Genomic DNA, 18753 nt, shown 5'->3' on the forward strand with positions numbered 1-18753 from the left:
AGTTAAGTGATTTCATCCTGCATTGCTTTATTTTTTAGAAATGTCTATAATTGTAATGATACTGACGAGCATTTTGTTCTGTTGGAACAGAGAATAACTTGAATGGAGTTAATATTAGCATGGTACAATCAATCAATACAAAAGTCGATTTAACAGTCAATGCTACTTCTTATTTAGGAATTACTGAATATGGGAAAATCATGATTGGTGATAAAGGGTTTGAATTTTATAATGAAAGAGATGCACGCAAGTTTGTTCAAATCCCTTGGGAAGAAGTCGATTACGTGATTGCTTCTGTAATGTTTAAGGGTAAATGGATACCTCGGTATGCTATTCAAACAAAAAGAAATGGTACGTACTCTTTTTCATCAAAAAAACCAAAAGTCGTTTTAAGAGCAGTCCGTAATTATGTTGATCCTGATCACATGGTCAAATCTTTGAGTCTCTTTGATGTTGTTAAGAGAGGCGTTCGCAATATCTTTAAACGTAAATAAAAAAGAACGAGTGATTTTTCTGTTAGGAAAAGTTACTCGTTCTTTTTCTGTTTTGTTCTTGGAGTAAAATTCAATCATTTGCTCGTAAGAAAATCATTATGATAAAATTATCTTGTAAAGAAGGGGGTTAGATTATGGGTTGGTTATGGACACTAATCGTTGGCGCAATTATTGGAGCAATTGCTGGCGCCATCACAAACAGAGGAAATTCAATGGGCTGCATTACAAATATCATCGCAGGATTGATTGGTTCAAGTATTGGTCAAGCGATTTTTGGCGACTGGGGACCAAGTGCTGCAGGCATGGCGATTGTGCCTTCAATTTTAGGCGCAGTTATTTTAGTTGCAGTTGTTTCATTTTTCTTTGGGAAAAAAGCATAAGTTTTTAAATAGAAAAAGCAATGATTCGATTGTTTTTTGTTGGAAAAGAATTTGTTTGGCGTTTGCTGAACAAATTCTTTTTTCTTTTTGCTGAGGAAAGAAAGTTAACAAATTTTTTTCATTCATATTCATACGAGAAACAACAATAATTTGCTATAATAGAAAAAAGAAAGTAAAGAAAGAAGGATTTTATTGATGATGGTACGTGTTGAAAAACTACGCAAAAAAATGCAAGAAGAAAATTTGGATTCATTTTTAGTTACAAGTCCCTATAACCTTCGTTACTTGACCAATTTCACAGGTACTACTGGTTTAGCAGTTATCACGTTGGACAAAGCATTCTTTATTACAGATTTCCGTTACACAGAACAAGCTGCTAATCAAGCACAAGGTTTTGAAATTATTAAAAACGTTGGCCCGATTTTTGATGAAGTAGCTGATTTAGTGAAAAGAGAAAACTTAAATGCTTTAGCGTTCGAAGAAACAACGGTATCCTTCTTAGAATATTCTGTGTTAGAAGAAATTATCAATGCAGAATTGATCCCAGTTAGTGGAATGATTGAAGAGTTACGCGAAGTAAAAGACGAAGAAGAGATCGCGATTATTGAAAAAGCATGTAGCATTGCTGATATGGCTTATGACCATATTCTAAAAATGATTCGACCAGGAATGACTGAGATCGAAGTAGCAAATCAGGTTGATTTCTACATGCGTTCGTTAGGTGCAACGAGCGTTTCGTTTGATACGATTGTTGCCAGTGGGTTACGTTCAGCCATGCCTCATGGTGTAGCGAGTGAAAAAGTAATCGAGCAAGGTGACTTGATTACGTTGGACTTTGGTTGTTATTATCAAGGATATGTTTCTGATATGACTCGGACGTTTGCTATTGGTGATCCTGGTGAAAAGTTAAAAGAAATCTATCAAATCGTGTTAGATGCACAGCTTGCTGTCTTAGATGCAGCAAAACCTGGGCTTACAGGTATTCAACTAGATGCGGTAGCACGTGACTATATTACAAAATATGGGTACGGTGAAGCGTTCGGTCATTCGACTGGACATGGTATCGGGTTAGAAATTCATGAAGGTCCAAATGTTTCTTCTCGTGCAGAAAAACAATTTGTTCCTGGAAATGTTATCACTGATGAGCCTGGAATTTACTTGCCAGGAATTGGTGGCGTTCGAATTGAAGATGATTTATTAATTACAAAAGAGGGAAATCGTGTGCTGACTCACTCACCAAAAGAATTGATTATTCTATAGTTTCACCCGATGTTTAAAAATTTCTTTTCCTGCTTGGCACACCGACTTTTGTTATAGAAAATAGCTAGATTTAGTGATACACTATAGAAGGACTTTTACGCATGTAGAAGATAGCAGAGCTGGGAGTTTTTCTCCGTAAAGAATTAGGAGGCTATTTATGATTTCTGTAAATGATTTCAAAACAGGACTAACAATTGAAGTGGATGGCGGGATTTGGCGAGTGATTGAATTCCAACATGTTAAGCCAGGAAAAGGTGCTGCATTTGTTCGTTCAAAATTAAAAAACTTGCGTACAGGCGGCGTACAGGAAAAAACTTTTCGTGCTGGAGAAAAAGTAGCAAAAGCTCAAATCAGTAATCGAAAAATGCAATATCTTTATGAAAGTGCAGGAAGCCATGTTTTCATGGATTTAGAAACCTATGAACAAATTGAAATTCCTGAAGAACAGATTAAAGATGAATTGAAGTATATTTTAGAAAACATGGAAGTTAACATTATCATGTACGACACAGAAATTTTAGGTCTTGAGTTACCCAATACAGTTATTCTCGAGGTTGCTGAAACGGATCCGAACATCAAAGGAGATACATCTTCTGGCGGAACGAAACCAGCAATTATGGAAACTGGGTTAACGGTTAATGTACCTTTCTTTGTGAACCAAGGAGATAAACTGATTGTTAATACCGGAGACGGTTCATATGTATCTCGTGCTTAGGTAAAAGGAGGAAGAAAAATGGCAGAAGAAAAAAATCTTGTCTTAAACGCAAATCAAGATTTAGGAGAAATTGTTATTGCTCCTGAAGTTATTGAAGTAATTATTGGAATTGCAGCTTCTAAAGTAGAAGGTGTATATGGCATGCGTGGTACTTTTGCTAGCAATGTAACTGAACTATTGGGTCGCGCAGCTCATGGTAAAGGTGTCTATCTTGCGAATGAAGAAGATGGCTTAAAAGTAGATATTTATTGCTATTTAGAATACGGAGTATCGGTTCCCAAAGTGGCAATGGAGATGCAAGAACGTGTTGTCCAACAAGTTTTATTTATGACAGACGTGGCTTTAGCTGAAGTGAATATTCACGTGGTAGCAGTGGTACCTGAAAAATTAGAACAACCCGCACTGGAAGAACTTTTTGAAGACGATGAGGACGAAAATGAATAAAGAAATATCAAGACATAAGATTCGTGAAATGGCGTTGCAAGCACTATTTCCACTAGATTTCAATGCAGATTTAACAAAAGAAGATGCAATCATGCATGCAATTGAGTTAGATCAGCGTGAATTGATTAATGAGGAAGAATCAGAATTTGTTCCGGTTTATCTGGACACACTAGTTGGTGGTGTGTGTGCGAAAAAAGATGAATTAGATCAAATGATTGAAAAACATTTAAAAAATAATTGGCGTATCAATCGAATTTCAAAAATGGATTTAGTTATCTTGCGCATTGCAATCTTTGAAATGAAATATGTGACCGATGTTCCAGCTCCAGTTGCTTTAAATGAAGCAATCGAGTTAACGAAAACATTTAGTGATGATCGTTCACGCAAATTTGTGAACGGCGTATTATCCAATATTTTAAATGAAATGGAAGCTGGGGCATAGGCCCTAGCTTTTTTTTGAGAAATAAAAATCATTGTTATTGGGTAATCAAATTCTATGGTAGAATAAAAAGACAAAAAGTTCAGGGAGTGGTTCTATGGCAGTCACAATCAATGGAAAAGAATTAGCAGAAAAAATGCAAACAGAAATTGCTGAAAAAGTGCATGAACTCAATGAAGTTGGTATCCATCCTGGTCTAGTTGTTTTATTAGTAGGAGAAAACCAAGCAAGTCAAGTTTATGTTCGAAATAAAGAACGAGTTGCAAAAGAAATTGGTATCCACTCAAAAGTAGAACGTTATCCAGAAACCATTTCTGAAGAAGAATTACTTTTAGAAATTGAAAAATATAATCAAGATCCATTATTCCATGGAATCTTAGTACAATTACCTCTACCAAAACATATCAACGAAGAACAAGTATTATTGGCAATCCGACCTGAAAAAGATGTCGATGGATTCCACCCAATGAATCTTGGTCGTTTATTTGCTGGTGATCCAGACATGATTCCTTGTACACCATATGGAATTATGAAAATGTTTGAAGCTTACTCGATTGATCCTGCTGGGAAGCGAGCCGTTGTAATTGGGCGTAGTAATATCGTTGGTAAGCCAATGGGACAGTTATTATTGATGGCAGATGCGACAGTTACCATTGCACATTCAAAAACAAAAGACTTACCAGCACTTGCGCGTGAGGCAGATATTTTAGTTGTTGCGATTGGACGCGGTCATTTTGTAACAAAAGAATTTATCAAACCAGGTGCAGTAGTAATTGATGTGGGAATGAATCGAAATGAAGAAGGCAAACTAATTGGGGATGTCAAGTTTGATGAAGTCGAGCCATTAGCAAGCTATATCACGCCAGTACCTCGAGGTGTTGGGCCAATGACCATTACAATGTTGATGTATCAAACAGTTAAGTCTGCTGAAGCTTTTGGAGCAGGTGAGTAAATGACGCAAGAATATTTAACAGTAACGTCGTTGACTAAATATCTAAAAAGAAAATTTGATTTAGATCCTTATTTGGAACGAGTGTATTTGACTGGCGAAATTTCTAACTTTCGCCTGCGGGCAAACGCGCATCAATATTTCAGCTTGAAAGACGATCATGCAAAAATCTCGGCAATTATGTTTAAAGGCGCGTTTCAAAAACTTAAATTCCAACCAAAAGAGGGAATGAAGGTTTTAGTCGTCGGTCGAATTTCACTTTATGAAGCTGGTGGTTCTTACCAAATCTATGTGGAGCATATGGAACCAGATGGTGTCGGTGCGCTGTATCAAGCGCTAGAAGAAAGAAAAGAAAAATTGATGAAAGAAGGTCTGTTTCAAGGACCTAAAAAACCGCTACCTCGTTTTCCTAAGCGAATTGCTGTCCTAACTAGTCCTAGCGGTGCAGTTATTCGGGATATTATTACGACGGTGAAAAGACGTTATCCAATTGCGCAGTTAGTATTGTTTCCGACTGTAGTTCAGGGCAATCAGGCGGCAGACGATGTTGTGAAAAATATTGAACGAGTGGAAGCGCTAGGCAATTTTGATACGATGATAATTGGTCGCGGTGGGGGATCAATTGAAGATCTTTGGCCTTTTAATGAAGAACGGGTAGCCAGGGCGATTTATGCGGCAAATACGCCGATTATCTCTTCTGTCGGGCATGAAACAGATACAACGATTGCTGATTTAGTTGCAGATGTGCGGGCTGCAACCCCAACGGCAGCAGCTGAATTAGCGGTGCCGGTTTTATCAGAAGTATTGTTGAAAATCAAAGAACGACAAGCCCGATTAGAGCAAGCTTTTTCGCGTCAAATTCAAACGAAACAACAGCGTTTTGAACATTCGAGACAGTCGTATGTTTTCAGACAACCAGAACGCCTGTATGAAGGACAAACAATCAAATTAGATCACTTCAAGCAACGTTTACAACAAGCCGCGCAACAAGTTTATTATGAAAAGGAAAAGCAAGTTATTTCTCTTAAACATCAGCTCGAACAAGTAGCTCCTGATTATCGTGTAAAAACAGCTAAGCAAGAAACCGATTATCTACAACAGCGTTTGAAAGAAAAAATGGAACAATATATGCAACAACAAAAAAGCCATTTTCAAACAGCTGTTCAGTCCCTTGATTTACTAAGCCCGTTGAAAATCATGGGCCGAGGTTACAGCTATACGACATTACCTAATAATCAAGTAGCTAAAAGTGTGACAGAAATCCAACAAGGAGAACTACTGACTGTTCACTACCAAGATGGGCAAGTTATTACAAAAGTCCAAGAAATCGAAGAAGGAGAATAACCGATGGAAAATCCAACATTTGAAGAATCATTGCAAGAATTAGAAAAAATCGTTGTGCAATTAGAGCAAGGCGATGTACCTTTGGAAAAAGCATTAGACGCATTTAAACGCGGAATGGAACTAAGTAAACAATGTCAAGATACACTGACAAAAGCAGAAGAAACCTTGACTAAGATGATGACTGAAACAAACGAAGAAGTTGCTTTTGGTGAGAGCGAGGAAGCTTGATGCAATTAACCGAATTTTCAGCAACCAATTTACCGATGGTTGAACAAGAAATCACCCAATTTTTAATGGAATATACAACTGATGAAGCATTGAAAGAGAGTATGCTTTATTCGATTAATGCTGGTGGAAAACGAATTAGACCATTACTACTTTTAGCGACAGCAAGTTCCTTTGGTGAAACATTATCTACTCCCATATATCAAGTAGCAGGGGCTCTTGAAATGGTTCATACGTACTCATTAATCCATGATGATCTACCTGCAATGGACAATGATGATTTACGTAGAGGAAAACCGACAAACCATAAAGTTTTTGGTGAAGCAATTGCTATTTTGGCTGGAGATGGCCTGTTGACAGGGGCGTTTCAATTAATTAGTTTGACACAACTAGAACCCTTAAAAAAGTTATTGCTTATTCAACAATTGGCAAGTAATAGTGGGGCTCAAGGAATGGTAGCCGGGCAAACGGCAGATATTTTAGGTGAAAAACAAGAATTGACTATAGAAGAACTTGCCTTTGTCCATGAACGAAAAACAGGTCGCTTGATTCGCTATGCGTTGTTAGCAGGTGGTGTTTTAGCTAATCAGCCAGAAGAAGTTTTGATGTGTTTACAAAAATTGGCTGGACATCTCGGACTTGCTTTTCAAATTCGGGATGATCTATTAGATGTGGTGAGTACAACCGAAAAATTAGGTAAGACAGCTGGTAAAGATGCGCAAGAAGGAAAAAATACGTATCCGCGTTTACTAGGAATTGAAAAAACGTATGCAGCTTTAGCAAATGAAATCCAACAAGCCAATGAATTGGTTACACAGTTAGAAAAAGATGTTTTAGTATTTGATGGCGAGTTGCTACGTCAATTAATCAGACAATTTGATATGGAGAAATGAGGAAAAAAATGGAAAAAGAACGTGTAGACGTTTTGGCCGTTAAACAAGGACTTTTTGAAACAAGAGAACAAGCAAAACGCTCTGTCATGGCTGGGTTAATTTATAACGAAAAGAATGAACGCTTTGATAAACCGGGTGAAAAGATTCCTGTAACGAATGAGTTGAAAATCAAAGGGAAAAAATTACCGTATGTTTCTCGTGGTGGTCTTAAACTAGAAAAAGCTTTAAAAGCTTTTGATCTAACTGTTCAAGATAAAATTTTATTAGATATTGGTGCTTCTACTGGAGGATTCACAGACGCGGCATTACAAAATGGTGCAAAAATGAGCTACGCCTTAGATGTTGGGTACAACCAACTTGCTTGGAAAATTCGTCAAGATCCACGAGTAGTCGTGATGGAGCGCGTCAACTTTCGTTACTCAAAACCAGAAGATTTTGAACAGGGCGTACCAGAAGTAGCAGTGATTGATGTTTCTTTTATTTCACTGAAATTAATGTTACCGCCTCTACATGCAATTCTGGCCGATCAGGGAGAAGTCGTTACGCTGATTAAGCCTCAATTTGAAGCTGGCAGAGAAGCCGTCGGGAAAAATGGAATTGTTCGAAATGCTCAAACGCACCAAAAAGTAATCGAAGACACATTAGTTTTTGCAATGGCGAGTGGTTACGATGTCTTAGAACTGAGTTTCTCACCAATTACAGGTGGCGAAGGAAACATCGAATTCTTGGCACATCTCCAAAAAGTTTCTGGTAAAGGAACAATGAGTCCGACAATTGATATTTCAGCAGTTGTCACTAAGGCACATGAACAATTTGAACAAAAGTAAGCGGTTTGCAGATTTCTTCTTTCTTAAGCCGGAAAAATAAGCTATCATTAACAAGAAGAATGAGCTAAGGAGCGAAAAGCAATGAGAAAAAAAGATCGACACCGTTTGATTACTCGATTATTGAGCGAACGTGATATCCGGAAACAAGAAGAGTTTGTCGAAATTTTGAAAAACAAAGGAATTTCTGTGACTCAAGCCACTATTTCTCGGGATATTAAAGAACTAAAGTTGATTAAAGTTCCTGCTTCTGATGGTGGTTATCGTTATAGTTTGCCGGCAGAAACAAGTGAAGATGTTCAAACAAAATTAGAAAAAATTTTAAAAGATGCTTTTGTTGCAGTGGATCAGATGGAAAAATTTGTCATTTTGAAAACATTACCTGGGAATGCTTCTGCAGCGGCGAACCTAATCGATAAGTGCTACAAGAAAGAACTATTTTCGATCATTAATGATGACGATAATGTTTTGATGATTACACGCACAGAAGAAGATGCAGTGTCATTAAAAAAAGATTTCTTACATTACTTGTAATTAAGGGGTGATTGCTGTGTTACAAGAAATTAGTATTACCAACTTTGCGATTATTCCCGAGTTGCAATTGTCTTTTCACGAAGGGATGACGGCACTAACTGGCGAAACTGGAGCTGGGAAATCAATCATCATTGATGCTTTGGGATTACTAGCAGGTGATCGCGGCTCAAGTGATTATATTCGTCAAGGTGCAGATAAGTGTATTCTTGAAGGCCTTTTTGAGTTGCCTAAACAGCCGGGATTTTCTGATTTAATGGAAGAATTAGGAATTGAATCAGATGAAGATAACCTAATCGTTCGACGAGATATGGCTTTGACAGGTAAAAATATTTGTCGCGTCAATGGACACATTGTGACTTTGGCAAATTTACGACGAATTGGCGCTTTTTTAGTTGATATTCAAGGACAAAATGAACATCAAGAACTATTACAGCCTGAATCACATTTAATCTTACTAGATCGATTCGGTGATACAGCCTTCCAACAGAAGAAAAAAATGTATCAAAAATTATACGGACATTATCGAACGTTAGAAGCTAAAGTGCGAAAAGTTCAGCAAAATGAGAAGTCTTTTGTTCAGCGTATGGATATGCTTCATTTTCAGCAAGAAGAGATTGCGGCTGCGAAGCTTCAACTAGGTGAAGAAGAACGATTAGTTGAGGAACGCGATAAATTAAGTAATTATCAGAAAATCGTGGATAGCTTGAATGCTGGATATGGCGCGCTGGATAATGGTGAGCAGAGTAGCGTGGATGGAATTGGACGAGCGGTTTCAGAAATGCAGGGGATTGCACATTTAGATCCAGAGTATGAAGCGATTTTTGAGAACATTCAAAATGCGTACTACTTGTTACAAGATGCAGTTGGAGATATGAGTCGTCAAATTGATCATTTGGAACTTGATGATAATCGCTTGGAAGAGGTAAATCAGCGATTAGAAGTAATCCGTCAATTGAAACGAAAATATGGCGAGTCAATTGAAGCAATCTTAACTTACTATGAGGATATCACCAAAGAGTTAGGTGACTCTGATTTTTCTGAGGGTCAGTTAGAGAAAATGAAAAAAGAACTCGAAGAAAAGGCAACAGAACTTCATCAGCAAGCGATGATTTTGCGTGAGCAACGACAAAAAATTGCTAAGGAACTTGAGACGTCAATTTTACAAGAACTAAAAGGGTTGTACATGGAAAATACAGAGTTTGAAGTTCGTTTTGCTAAACAAGAAACAACCTTTGACCAAAATGGATTTGACCAAGTTGAATTTTACATAACGACAAATCCTGGTGAACCATTAAAACCTTTAGTGAAAGTTGCTTCTGGAGGAGAATTATCGCGAATGTTATTAGCGTTAAAAACGATTTTTTCTTCGGAACAAGGCGTGACAAGTATTATTTTTGATGAGGTAGATACTGGGGTAAGCGGTCGAGTGGCGCAAGCAATCGCAGACAAAATTGCGCAGATTTCAAAATATTCTCAAGTTTTGTGTATCACGCATCTTCCGCAAGTTGCAGCGGTTGCTGATTACCAATACTATATTGTGAAAGATGTTGTTGCAGGTCGAACACAAACTTCAGTTTCAGAACTTGCTGAACCACAAAGAATTGAAGAAATTGCTCGGATGCTAGCTGGAAGTGAAATTACGCCATTGACGATTGAGCATGCCAAAGAGTTATTGAAAATGGCAAAAAAAAATCATAATAAATAAAAAAGAGCACCAGCTCTCTCTTGAAAGCAAGAGAATAGCTGGTGCTTCTTTTTTATAATACGCTCATTACAGCAGTTAGTACAACTGAGCCAACAGTTAAAATCAGCATTGTCCAAATCACTACTTTTGTTACTTTAGAAAAAGTACTTGTTTGCTTTTTATTATTCATCGCGTTCATCCTTAAGTTAGATTCATTAGCAATAGTGTACAACCTTTTGTGTTTTTGTTCAAGTTACGAAGTAAATTTTTCGTTGTTAAAAATAAAATATTTAAGAATGACTTTTTAAAACGGTGGTTCACAGATGAAAATTATGATAAGCTCTTTTTTAGATGTTGTCTAATTAGTAACAGCTGTCAAGTTATTTACTAGTTTCTACTATAAAAATAATCTGACTGTAATAGACAAGAAACAAAAGTGATGGTCTGAAAATGATAATCACAATAAATTAAATAAAATGAAATAGTTGTGTAAAGTATTTGCAGTATACTTAGAGCAATTAGAAAGAAGGAGTTTTCATCACATGGGTACTTTTACACCAATTGTATTATTTTGGTATATCTTTCCGGCAATCGTTTTATTTGGTTGCCAATTTTTAGTGCGAATCTTTGCATTGAATCGCCGCTTTAATTTAAAGGCTCCTGATTTATCTGTCCCATTTCTGTGGGGAGGAATGCATGAACTCTCAAGAAATATGGGCACAATTTCAGTTTTACCCTTTTTTATTATTTCTGTACTACTTTTAGGAATTTGTATTGCAGTTTTTCAGGCATACTATTATGAAGAAATTGTTTATTCACGTTATCTGAAAATGACGTGGCGGTTAACTTTTTTGCTAACAATCATTTTGTATTTAGTGCTCATTGTGTTCAACATTGTGAGTTATTTATAACGTCAAAAAAGCTGTGGAAAGTCTTTTAAAAGATTTTTCGCAGCTTGATTTTTTAAAAAATAGTTAATGTAAAAAAAGTTCGTCTCAGATTTTCCAGAAAAGGTGGTAGAAAGTGGGGGATTGTGGTAGACTAATTTTAGTTAGTGGAGGAATGGGGGTAGTTTCAATGTTTATGGGCGAATATCGGCATAATATTGACACAAAAGGTCGTTTGATCGTGCCTTCAAAACTTCGTGATGAGCTTGGTGAAAAGTTCGTACTAACTCGTGGCTTAGATGGCTGTCTTTTTGGCTATCCAATGAGCGAGTGGGAAAACTTAGAAGATAAGCTTAGCGAAATGCCGTTAACCAAAAAAGATGCACGTACTTTTGTGCGGTTTTTTTATTCGGCTGCCACTGAATGCGAACTTGATAAACAAGGTCGTATCAACATTCCCAGCACTTTGAGAAGTCATGCAAGTCTAGAAAAAGAATGCGTAGTGATTGGTGTTTCAAATCGAATCGAAATTTGGGACGAATCACGTTGGCAAACATTTTCTGATGAAGCTGAGAGTAACTTCGATGAAATTGCTGAAAATATGATTGATTTTGGACTATAGAATAGGAAGAGGCTGACCAATGACTGAAACATTTCAACACTATACAGTCATGTTGAAGGAAACCGTAAATGGCTTAAACATTAAACCAAACGGGACTTATGTAGACTGTACTTTAGGCGGTGCCGGACATAGTGAATATTTACTAAGCCAATTGAACACCGATGGGCATCTTTATGCTTTTGATCAGGATCAAAAGGCAATTGACCATGCAAAACAACGGTTAGCGCCATATGTTGAAAAAGGAATGGTTACTTTTATCAAGGCTAATTTTAGGGAGTTAGAACTTCAGTTAGCTGAACGAGAAGTGACAGAAGTCGATGGGATTTTGTATGATTTAGGTGTTTCTTCACCTCAATTAGATGAGGCCGAACGTGGGTTTAGTTACCACCAGGATGCACCATTAGATATGCGGATGGATCAGTCAGCACCAATTTCTGCTTTTCATGTTATCAATGAATATTCTTATCAAGAACTGGTAAAAATTTTCTTTCGTTATGGCGAAGAAAAATTTTCGAAACAAATCGCTCGTGAAATTGAGCGTGTACGAAAAGAAAAGCCAATCGAAACAACTGGCGAATTAGTTGAAATCATCAAACGTGTGATTCCAGCCCCAGCTAGGAGAAAAGGTGGTCATCCTGCAAAAAGAATTTTCCAAGCAGTTCGAATTGCGGTAAATGATGAACTTGGAGCAGAAGAAACTTCTTTAGAACAAGCAATCAAATTATTGAAATTAAATGGTCGAATCAGTGCGATTACGTTCCATTCATTAGAAGATCGAATCGTTAAAAGTTTATTCAAAGAATACAGTACAGTTAGAGATCTACCACCAGGATTACCAGTTGTTCCTGAGGAGTTTCAACCGGAATTAAAAGTAATCACTAGAAAGCCAATCCTTCCATCAGAAGAAGAATTAGCAGAAAACAATCGTTCACGTAGTGCAAAACTGCGAATTGCGGAAAAAATACGAGTGACAGAGGAGTAGAATAATGGCAGAACTAAAAAGAGCACATGAATATCCATATGATTTCCCCGACATGGTGGATCAAGCTGAACAACTGCCAGATTCTAGTCAAGAAGTTGTTCTACCTCAATCACCTGCTAGACGATTGAAACGAATTTCTAATTTAGAAAAATTAGTTATCAGTGGTTTAATTGTTATGCTAATTTCTTTGTCCGTTTTGACAATTATGTTAAGAACCAACATTAGTGGTGCTGAACAAGCAATTACTTCGATCCAAACGGATATTACTGAAAAGAAAACAGAAAAAACAACTTTGGAACAAGAAAAGAATGAACTTTCGCGTACAGAACGCGTAAAACAAATCGCAGAAGAAAAAGGATTGTCAATTAATGACGACAATTTAAGGAAAGTGAAGTAAATGAGTCTTAAAAATAAATTTCGGCGGTTTATGGAAAAGAAAAATCAAAATCCGATGAACAATCGCAAAAAAGTAGGTATCATTTTATTTGCTACGAGTATTGGGTTGTTCTTTTTATTTGCCGTCCGTTTCTCGTACATTATAATAGGTGGTCACGTGGCTGGTACTTCGTTATCTGAAAAAACAGAGCAGCTTTACCGAGGAAGTGAAGTTGTGCAGGCGAAACGAGGCACAATCTATGACCGAAATGGTATTGCAATTGCTGAAGATGCGACCTCTTATTCCATCAAAGCAATTCTTTCAAAAACATATACGTCTGAAAATAAAAAACTTTATGCTCAAGAAAAAGATTTTAGTAAAATCGCAACAATTTTAAGTGATAATTTATCAATTAAGAAAAATGCCGCACTAAAAATCTTGCAAAATGGAGCGGATAATGAGTTATATCAAGTTGAATTTGGTAATTACGGACAGAATATCACGCAGGAAACAAAGCAGACGATTGAGTCACAAATGAAAAAGGCTGGTTTAGCTGGTCTTTATTTTGATTCTCACAAGTCTCGCATGTATCCAAATGGTGTGTTTTCTTCCCACTTTATTGGATTTGCAATTCCTAATAAGGAAGGCAATGGGCTAGTCGGTAGTTTGGGATTAGAATCCGCTTATAATGATATTTTAACTGGGAAAGATGGCAAGATTGTTTATCAAAAAGATAAATATCAAAATCCTTTACCAGGAACGGTTGCTGATGAAGTTGCTTCTAAAGATGGTCAGGATATCTATACCACTCTAGATAGTAGATTACAAAGTTATTTAGAAACTTTGATGGATCAAGTCAATCAAGAATATCAACCTGAAGAGCTGACTGCTGTTTTAATGGAAGCTAAAACTGGTGAAATCGTAGCAATGGGTCAACGCCCTACCTTTAACCCCGAAACAATGGAGGGGCTAAATGACGAAAATGCTGTTTGGCGTAATTTCTTAGTACAGGATCGGTATGAACCAGGTTCGACAATGAAAGTCTTTACGACTGCTGCGGCTATCGAAGAAGGCGAGTACAACGAAAACGAAACATTTGTTTCTGGTAAAATCGCTGTGGCTGATGCAACTATCAATGACCATGACTTTGGTGAAAAAGGTGTATTGACAATGCGTCAAGCACTATCTTGGTCAAGTAACGTGGGGATGGTTATTTTAGAACAAAGACTAGGTGGACGTTGGTACAACTATCTTCAAAAACTTGGCTTTGGTCAAAGTACTCACTCTGGACTAGACGACGAAAATGCAGGCACATTGCCAACAGAAAATATTGTTGACCGAGCAATGAGTGCATATGGTCAAGCAGTTGGTGTAACTAATTTTCAAATGATGAAGGCATTTTCTTCAATCGCTAACAATGGAACGATGCTTCAACCTAGATTCATCAGTAAAATCGTTGATCCACAAACTGGAGAAGAACGAACAACTCAGACAGAAGTATTAGGACAACCATATTCAAAAGAAACGACAGAAAAAGTACGTGAATATATGCGTGATGTTGTTGAAAGTGAAAATTACGGAAGTGCTTATGGTGTTTATTCTGTACCAGGGTATAACGTATCAGCAAAAACTGGTACAGCACAGATTGCTTCTGACTCTGGTGGTTATCAAGTTGGAGATACTTCTTATCTTTATTCAATCGTTGAAATGGTTCCTTCAGAAGATCCTGAATATGTTCTTTATCTAACGATGAAACATCCAAAAACATATGATCGAATGGCTTTAGCAAAAATTGCAAATCCATTAATGAAACGTGCGATGGACTTCAAAGAAACAGAAGGCGACACTAAAGAAACGACGGATCAAACAGAAAAAGTGGTGGTTGCTGATTACCGCAATTTAGAATCAGATATTGCTGCGGCTGATGCGCAAAAGAGCGGCTTACAGCCAGTAGTGATTGGTAACGGAAAGAAAGTTATCAAGCAATCAACTTCCAACGGCGACAAACTCATTCTGGGAGAAAAATTGATTCTACAAACGGGTGGCGATGAACTGATGCCTGATGTTACTGGTTGGTCAAAAGCCGATATTATGAAGTTAGGCAAAATTCTTGGCATTGAAGTCACTTTTGATGGTGATGGTTATTGTACCGAGCAAAGTCTCGCGCCGTATGAAAAAATTACCGATAAAAAATTACACTTTACTTTAAAAGAGTAAGAAAAGAAATAGGAGAGAAAAAAAGCATGGAATGGACACAAGCATTAATTCCCATTGTGAGTAGCTTTGCGATGACAGTTGCAGTAATGCCATTGTTTATTGGCTACTTTCAAATGAAAAAACAAGGACAGGCGATTCGTGAAGAAGGACCTAAATGGCATAACATCAAAGCCGGGACTCCGACGATGGGTGGCTTAGTGTTCCTAATTGCAGCAATCTTAACTGGCATCTGGGTGGGAGCATGGCAAAACCAGCTAACACCCATACTCTTTATTTTGTTATTTGTTTTAGCGTTATATGGTGCCATTGGTTTTTTAGATGACTTCATTAAAGTTTTTAAAAAAAGAAATATGGGATTAAATTCCATTCAAAAATTGATTGGGCAAATTGTTGGAGGAGTAGCTTTTTATCTCGTTTATCGTTCAGAAGGTTACCCAGGTATACTTAACTTTTTTGGATTAGAAATTAGCTTAGGAATTCTCTATGGGCTATTCGCAATTTTCTGGTTGGTTGGGTTCTCAAATGCAGTGAATTTGACGGATGGAATCGATGGCTTAGTTGCAGGACTAGGAACGATTTCTTTTGCAACTTATGCCCTTATTGCTTGGCATCAAAACCAACTAGATGTTTTGATTATTTGTTTAAGTGTCGTTGGTGGATTAATTGGTTTCTTTTCTTACAATCACAAACCTGCGAAAATTTTTATGGGTGATGTGGGTTCTTTGGCTTTAGGTGGTTTGTTAGCAGCAATCTCAATGATGCTAAATCAAGAATGGACGTTGTTATTAGTTGGTTTGATTTATGTTATGGAAACGGCAAGTGTAATGTTACAAGTAGCTTCATTTAAGTTAACTGGGAAACGAATTTTCAAAATGTCACCAATTCATCATCACTTTGAAATGAGTGGCTGGTCTGAATGGAAAATCGATATTGTTTTTTGGTTAGTTAGCTTAGGAACTTCACTTATTACATTATGGCTTGTTTGGTAGGAGATGACAGGAAATGAAAAAAATAACAACATATGAAAATAAAAAAGTCCTAGTCTTAGGACTTGCAAAAAGCGGATTTAGTGCGGCCAAATTGTTACATGAATTGGGCGCACTTGTCACCGTTAACGACGGAAAACCATTTGATGAGAACCCTGAGGCCCAAGATTTATTAGCTTTAGGAATCAAAGTAGTTACAGGTAGTCATCCAATTGAACTTTTGGATGAAGATTTTTCTGTAATGGTAAAGAATCCTGGTATTCCTTATAACCATCCATTGGTGGCGAAGGCACAAGAAATGGGTATTCCGGTAATTACGGAAGTAGAGTTAGCTTACGAGGTAGCGGAATGTCCAATTATTGGTATCACTGGAACGAATGGAAAAACGACAACGACAACAATGACGGGATTACTGTTAAATGCTGGAGAAAGCAAGGGAATGGCTCGTTTAGCCGGAAATATTGGTTATCCAGCAAGTAGCGTAGCTCAGGAAGCACAAGCAGACGATAAAATTGTTATGGAATTGTCAAGTTTTCAACTAATGGGTATTACAGACTTTCATCCAAATGTAGCAGTTATCACAAATATCTATGAAGCACATATTGACTATCATGGAACACGTGAAGAGTATGTAAAAGCAAAATGGGAAATTCAAAAAAATATGACAACTGAAGATTATTTGATTTTGAATTGGAACCAGGAAGAACTACGAATGTTATCTCAAACGACGCAAGCACAGATCTTACCTTTCTCGACAACAGAAGTATTGGAAAAAGGTGCGTATTGCGTAGAGGGAATCATTTATTATAATCAAGAAAAAATCATGGATGCTTCAGATTTAGGCGTTCCTGGTGCGCACAATATTGAAAATGCTTTGGCGGCAATTACGGTTGCTAAATTATACGATATCTCGACGGAAGCAATTAAACAAACACTGCATTTATTCCATGGCGTTCCTCATCGCACTCAATATGTAGGAGAAATTCAGGGAAGAAAATTTTATAACGATTCTAAAGCAACCAATATCTTAGCAACGGAAATGGCACTAAGTGGTTTTGCTCCAGAAAAAATGATTTTATTAGCTGGTGGATTAGACAGAGGTAATAGTTTTGATGAACTAGTTCCGTCTCTTCAAAATGTGAAAGCGTTGATTGCGTTCGGCGAAACGAAACATAAACTAGTTGAAGCTGGTCAAAAGGCCGGTATTCAAGTAATTGAAATAACAGAAAATGTTGAAACAGCTGTACCACTAGCATTAGCGTTGAGTGATGAAGAAGATGTTATTTTGTTATCTCCAGCTAATGCAAGCTGGGATCAATATCCTAACTTCGAGATTCGTGGTACGCGCTTCATGGAAGCTGTCAATAAATTAAAATAGAAAAGAAACGAGCGATAAAAATGAAAATTTTGGTTACAGGCGGCGGAACAGGTGGTCATATCTATCCAGCATTAGCCTTTGTTAATTATGTGAAATCTCAAGATCAAGATGCTGAGTTTATGTATGTCGGGGCAAAACGAGGATTAGAAAATAAGATTGTTCCAGAGACTGGTATTCCTTTTCATACTTTAGAAATTCAAGGATTTAAACGGAAATTGTCATTTGACAATGTCAAAACAGTCCAACTATTTTTGAAAAGTATTCGCCAAGCAAAAAAAATCTTGAAAGATTTTCAGCCAGATGTGGTGATTGGAACAGGTGGATATGTATCAGGTGCTGTTGTATACGCTGCGGCAAAGTTGAATATTCCAACAATCATTCATGAACAAAATAGTGTTCCAGGAATTACCAATAAGTTTCTTAGTCGTTATGTTGACCATATTGCGCTTTCTTTCCAAGATGCAGCACAATTTTTTCCAGAAGAAAAATCAAGTCTGATTGGTAATCCTCGCGCACAGGAAGTCGCTGACACACCGAAATCGACTATTTTAGCTAATTTCGGATTAGCAACAGATAAAAAAACAGTTCTGATTTTTGGTGGAAGCCAAGGTGCGTTGAAGTTGAATGAAGCGGTAATGAATTTCCTAGATAGCTTTAATGATGATAGTTACCAAGTATTATACGCTTCAGGAGATCGCTACTATGAACAAATTAAAAGTCAAGTTGGTGCTATCAAGCTAAGCAATGTCAGTATTCAACCATATATTCGACAGATGGCTGAAGTGATGGCAAGTAGTGATTTGCTTGTAGGAAGAGCAGGTGCAACGTCCATTGCAGAATTTACAGCATTAGGATTACCAGCAATTTTGATCCCAAGTCCTTATGTTACTAATGATCATCAAACTAAAAATGCGCAAAGCTTAGTGAATGCGGGTGCTGCAAGAATGATCGCAGATGGCGAGTTAACAGGTGAAACTTTAGGAAGAGCAATCAATGAAATCATGACAGACGAAAAAGTGCAACAGCAAATGTCACAGGCTTCAAAAAAACAAGGGATGCCAGACGCATCTAAACGTTTATATGAATTGGTTCAAAGTGTTATTAAAAAGTAAAAGGTGGT

At 37.2% G+C, this 18753-nt stretch carries 22 protein-coding genes; 21 read left to right on the forward strand and 1 reads right to left on the reverse strand.

The features are described from left to right. Nucleotides 1-119 precede the first annotated feature (119 nt). The 13 genes from RV17_RS00380 to recN all read left to right on the forward strand — a co-directional run bounded on the left by RV17_RS00380 (nt 120) and on the right by recN (nt 10206). Nucleotides 120-494, forward strand: a complete 375-nt coding sequence (locus RV17_RS00380; protein WP_067480493.1) for a DUF956 family protein — start codon at nt 120-122, stop codon at nt 492-494. A gap of 134 nt (nt 495-628) precedes the next feature. After that, complete coding sequence (locus RV17_RS00385; protein ID WP_067480496.1) at nt 629-874, forward strand: GlsB/YeaQ/YmgE family stress response membrane protein; 246 nt, start codon at nt 629-631, stop codon at nt 872-874. Nucleotides 875-1069: 195 nt separating this feature from the next. After that, nucleotides 1070-2134, forward strand: a complete 1065-nt coding sequence (locus tag RV17_RS00390; RefSeq protein WP_071868203.1) for a M24 family metallopeptidase — start codon at nt 1070-1072, stop codon at nt 2132-2134. A 157-nt stretch (nt 2135-2291) separates the two neighbouring features. Beyond that, complete coding sequence (efp, locus tag RV17_RS00395) at nt 2292-2849, forward strand: elongation factor P (RefSeq protein ID WP_067480502.1); 558 nt, start codon at nt 2292-2294, stop codon at nt 2847-2849. A gap of 18 nt (nt 2850-2867) precedes the next feature. Then, nucleotides 2868-3293, forward strand: a complete 426-nt coding sequence (locus RV17_RS00400) for an Asp23/Gls24 family envelope stress response protein (RefSeq protein WP_071868204.1) — start codon at nt 2868-2870, stop codon at nt 3291-3293. Next, complete coding sequence (gene nusB, locus RV17_RS00405) at nt 3286-3735, forward strand: transcription antitermination factor NusB (protein WP_071868205.1); 450 nt, start codon at nt 3286-3288, stop codon at nt 3733-3735. The genes RV17_RS00400 and nusB overlap by 8 nt, the downstream gene beginning before the upstream one ends. 94 nt (nt 3736-3829) lie before the next feature. Further along, a complete protein-coding gene (locus tag RV17_RS00410) occupies nt 3830-4684 on the forward strand; it encodes a bifunctional methylenetetrahydrofolate dehydrogenase/methenyltetrahydrofolate cyclohydrolase (protein ID WP_071868206.1) in 855 nt (284 codons plus the stop codon). Beyond that, nucleotides 4685-6025, forward strand: coding sequence for an exodeoxyribonuclease VII large subunit (gene xseA, locus RV17_RS00415; RefSeq protein WP_067480513.1), 1341 nt, complete (start codon nt 4685-4687; stop codon nt 6023-6025). It abuts the gene before it with no gap. Nucleotides 6026-6028: 3 nt separating this feature from the next. Beyond that, nucleotides 6029-6253 (forward strand): exodeoxyribonuclease VII small subunit, encoded by a 225-nt coding sequence (locus RV17_RS00420; protein WP_067480516.1) that lies wholly within the window; start codon nt 6029-6031, stop codon nt 6251-6253. Continuing rightward, on the forward strand, nt 6253-7143 hold the full coding sequence (locus tag RV17_RS00425) for a polyprenyl synthetase family protein (protein ID WP_071868207.1): 891 nt from the start codon (nt 6253-6255) through the stop codon (nt 7141-7143). Before RV17_RS00420 ends, RV17_RS00425 begins: the two co-directional genes overlap by 1 nt. A gap of 8 nt (nt 7144-7151) precedes the next feature. Continuing rightward, a complete protein-coding gene (locus RV17_RS00430) occupies nt 7152-7970 on the forward strand; it encodes a TlyA family RNA methyltransferase (protein WP_071868208.1) in 819 nt (272 codons plus the stop codon). An 81-nt stretch (nt 7971-8051) separates the two neighbouring features. Further along, entirely contained in the window at nt 8052-8501 is a 450-nt protein-coding gene (argR, locus tag RV17_RS00435; RefSeq protein WP_067480526.1) for an arginine repressor, read from the forward strand. A gap of 16 nt (nt 8502-8517) precedes the next feature. Then, nucleotides 8518-10206 (forward strand): DNA repair protein RecN, encoded by a 1689-nt coding sequence (gene recN / locus RV17_RS00440; protein WP_071868209.1) that lies wholly within the window; start codon nt 8518-8520, stop codon nt 10204-10206. A gap of 52 nt (nt 10207-10258) precedes the next feature. Here the strand turns inward: recN and RV17_RS00445 are convergent, their stop codons facing one another. After that, nucleotides 10259-10375, reverse strand: coding sequence for a DUF4044 domain-containing protein (locus RV17_RS00445; protein WP_067480532.1), 117 nt, complete (start codon nt 10373-10375; stop codon nt 10259-10261). Nucleotides 10376-10727: 352 nt separating this feature from the next. Between RV17_RS00445 and RV17_RS00450 the strand changes: the two genes are divergently transcribed. The 8 genes from RV17_RS00450 (at nt 10728) to murG (ending at nt 18745) form a co-directional block, all read left to right on the forward strand. Further along, on the forward strand, nt 10728-11096 hold the full coding sequence (locus RV17_RS00450; protein WP_067480535.1) for a DUF3397 domain-containing protein: 369 nt from the start codon (nt 10728-10730) through the stop codon (nt 11094-11096). 166 nt (nt 11097-11262) lie between these two features. Then, nucleotides 11263-11694 carry a division/cell wall cluster transcriptional repressor MraZ gene (gene mraZ, locus RV17_RS00455; RefSeq protein ID WP_067481326.1) on the forward strand — a complete coding sequence of 144 codons (432 nt, stop codon included), beginning with the start codon at nt 11263-11265 and terminating at the stop codon, nt 11692-11694. Nucleotides 11695-11713: 19 nt separating this feature from the next. Further along, nucleotides 11714-12676: a 16S rRNA (cytosine(1402)-N(4))-methyltransferase RsmH gene (gene rsmH, locus RV17_RS00460; RefSeq protein ID WP_067480538.1), complete on the forward strand. Its 963-nt coding sequence runs from the start codon at nt 11714-11716 to the stop codon at nt 12674-12676. A gap of 4 nt (nt 12677-12680) precedes the next feature. Next, complete coding sequence (gene ftsL, locus RV17_RS00465; RefSeq protein ID WP_067480541.1) at nt 12681-13073, forward strand: cell division protein FtsL; 393 nt, start codon at nt 12681-12683, stop codon at nt 13071-13073. Next, nucleotides 13074-15269, forward strand: a complete 2196-nt coding sequence (locus tag RV17_RS00470) for a penicillin-binding transpeptidase domain-containing protein (RefSeq protein ID WP_067480544.1) — start codon at nt 13074-13076, stop codon at nt 15267-15269. 26 nt (nt 15270-15295) lie between these two features. Further along, nucleotides 15296-16258, forward strand: coding sequence for a phospho-N-acetylmuramoyl-pentapeptide-transferase (gene mraY, locus RV17_RS00475; protein ID WP_071868210.1), 963 nt, complete (start codon nt 15296-15298; stop codon nt 16256-16258). Nucleotides 16259-16271: 13 nt separating this feature from the next. Further along, on the forward strand, nt 16272-17633 hold the full coding sequence (murD, locus tag RV17_RS00480; protein ID WP_071868211.1) for a UDP-N-acetylmuramoyl-L-alanine--D-glutamate ligase: 1362 nt from the start codon (nt 16272-16274) through the stop codon (nt 17631-17633). Nucleotides 17634-17653: 20 nt separating this feature from the next. Further along, entirely contained in the window at nt 17654-18745 is a 1092-nt protein-coding gene (murG, locus tag RV17_RS00485) for an undecaprenyldiphospho-muramoylpentapeptide beta-N-acetylglucosaminyltransferase (protein WP_071868212.1), read from the forward strand. Nucleotides 18746-18753: the final 8 nt, after the last annotated feature.

Source organism: Enterococcus thailandicus, from assembly GCF_001886265.1.
In the GTDB taxonomy this organism is placed as follows: Bacteria; Bacillota; Bacilli; order Lactobacillales; family Enterococcaceae; genus Enterococcus_B; species Enterococcus_B thailandicus.

Coding starts and splice junctions, on each gene's coding strand:
- RV17_RS00380 (WP_067480493.1), top strand. CDS start 120: ATGGTACAATCAATCAATACAAAAGTCGATTTAACAGTCAATGCTACT.
- RV17_RS00385 (WP_067480496.1), top strand. CDS start 629: ATGGGTTGGTTATGGACACTAATCGTTGGCGCAATTATTGGAGCAATT.
- RV17_RS00390 (WP_071868203.1), top strand. CDS start 1,070: ATGATGGTACGTGTTGAAAAACTACGCAAAAAAATGCAAGAAGAAAAT.
- efp (WP_067480502.1), top strand. CDS start 2,292: ATGATTTCTGTAAATGATTTCAAAACAGGACTAACAATTGAAGTGGAT.
- RV17_RS00400 (WP_071868204.1), top strand. CDS start 2,868: ATGGCAGAAGAAAAAAATCTTGTCTTAAACGCAAATCAAGATTTAGGA.
- nusB (WP_071868205.1), top strand. CDS start 3,286: ATGAATAAAGAAATATCAAGACATAAGATTCGTGAAATGGCGTTGCAA.
- RV17_RS00410 (WP_071868206.1), top strand. CDS start 3,830: ATGGCAGTCACAATCAATGGAAAAGAATTAGCAGAAAAAATGCAAACA.
- xseA (WP_067480513.1), top strand. CDS start 4,685: ATGACGCAAGAATATTTAACAGTAACGTCGTTGACTAAATATCTAAAA.
- RV17_RS00420 (WP_067480516.1), top strand. CDS start 6,029: ATGGAAAATCCAACATTTGAAGAATCATTGCAAGAATTAGAAAAAATC.
- RV17_RS00425 (WP_071868207.1), top strand. CDS start 6,253: ATGCAATTAACCGAATTTTCAGCAACCAATTTACCGATGGTTGAACAA.
- RV17_RS00430 (WP_071868208.1), top strand. CDS start 7,152: ATGGAAAAAGAACGTGTAGACGTTTTGGCCGTTAAACAAGGACTTTTT.
- argR (WP_067480526.1), top strand. CDS start 8,052: ATGAGAAAAAAAGATCGACACCGTTTGATTACTCGATTATTGAGCGAA.
- RV17_RS00445 (WP_067480532.1), bottom strand. CDS start 10,375: ATGAATAATAAAAAGCAAACAAGTACTTTTTCTAAAGTAACAAAAGTA.
- RV17_RS00450 (WP_067480535.1), top strand. CDS start 10,728: ATGGGTACTTTTACACCAATTGTATTATTTTGGTATATCTTTCCGGCA.
- mraZ (WP_067481326.1), top strand. CDS start 11,263: ATGTTTATGGGCGAATATCGGCATAATATTGACACAAAAGGTCGTTTG.
- rsmH (WP_067480538.1), top strand. CDS start 11,714: ATGACTGAAACATTTCAACACTATACAGTCATGTTGAAGGAAACCGTA.
- ftsL (WP_067480541.1), top strand. CDS start 12,681: ATGGCAGAACTAAAAAGAGCACATGAATATCCATATGATTTCCCCGAC.
- RV17_RS00470 (WP_067480544.1), top strand. CDS start 13,074: ATGAGTCTTAAAAATAAATTTCGGCGGTTTATGGAAAAGAAAAATCAA.
- mraY (WP_071868210.1), top strand. CDS start 15,296: ATGGAATGGACACAAGCATTAATTCCCATTGTGAGTAGCTTTGCGATG.
- murD (WP_071868211.1), top strand. CDS start 16,272: ATGAAAAAAATAACAACATATGAAAATAAAAAAGTCCTAGTCTTAGGA.
- murG (WP_071868212.1), top strand. CDS start 17,654: ATGAAAATTTTGGTTACAGGCGGCGGAACAGGTGGTCATATCTATCCA.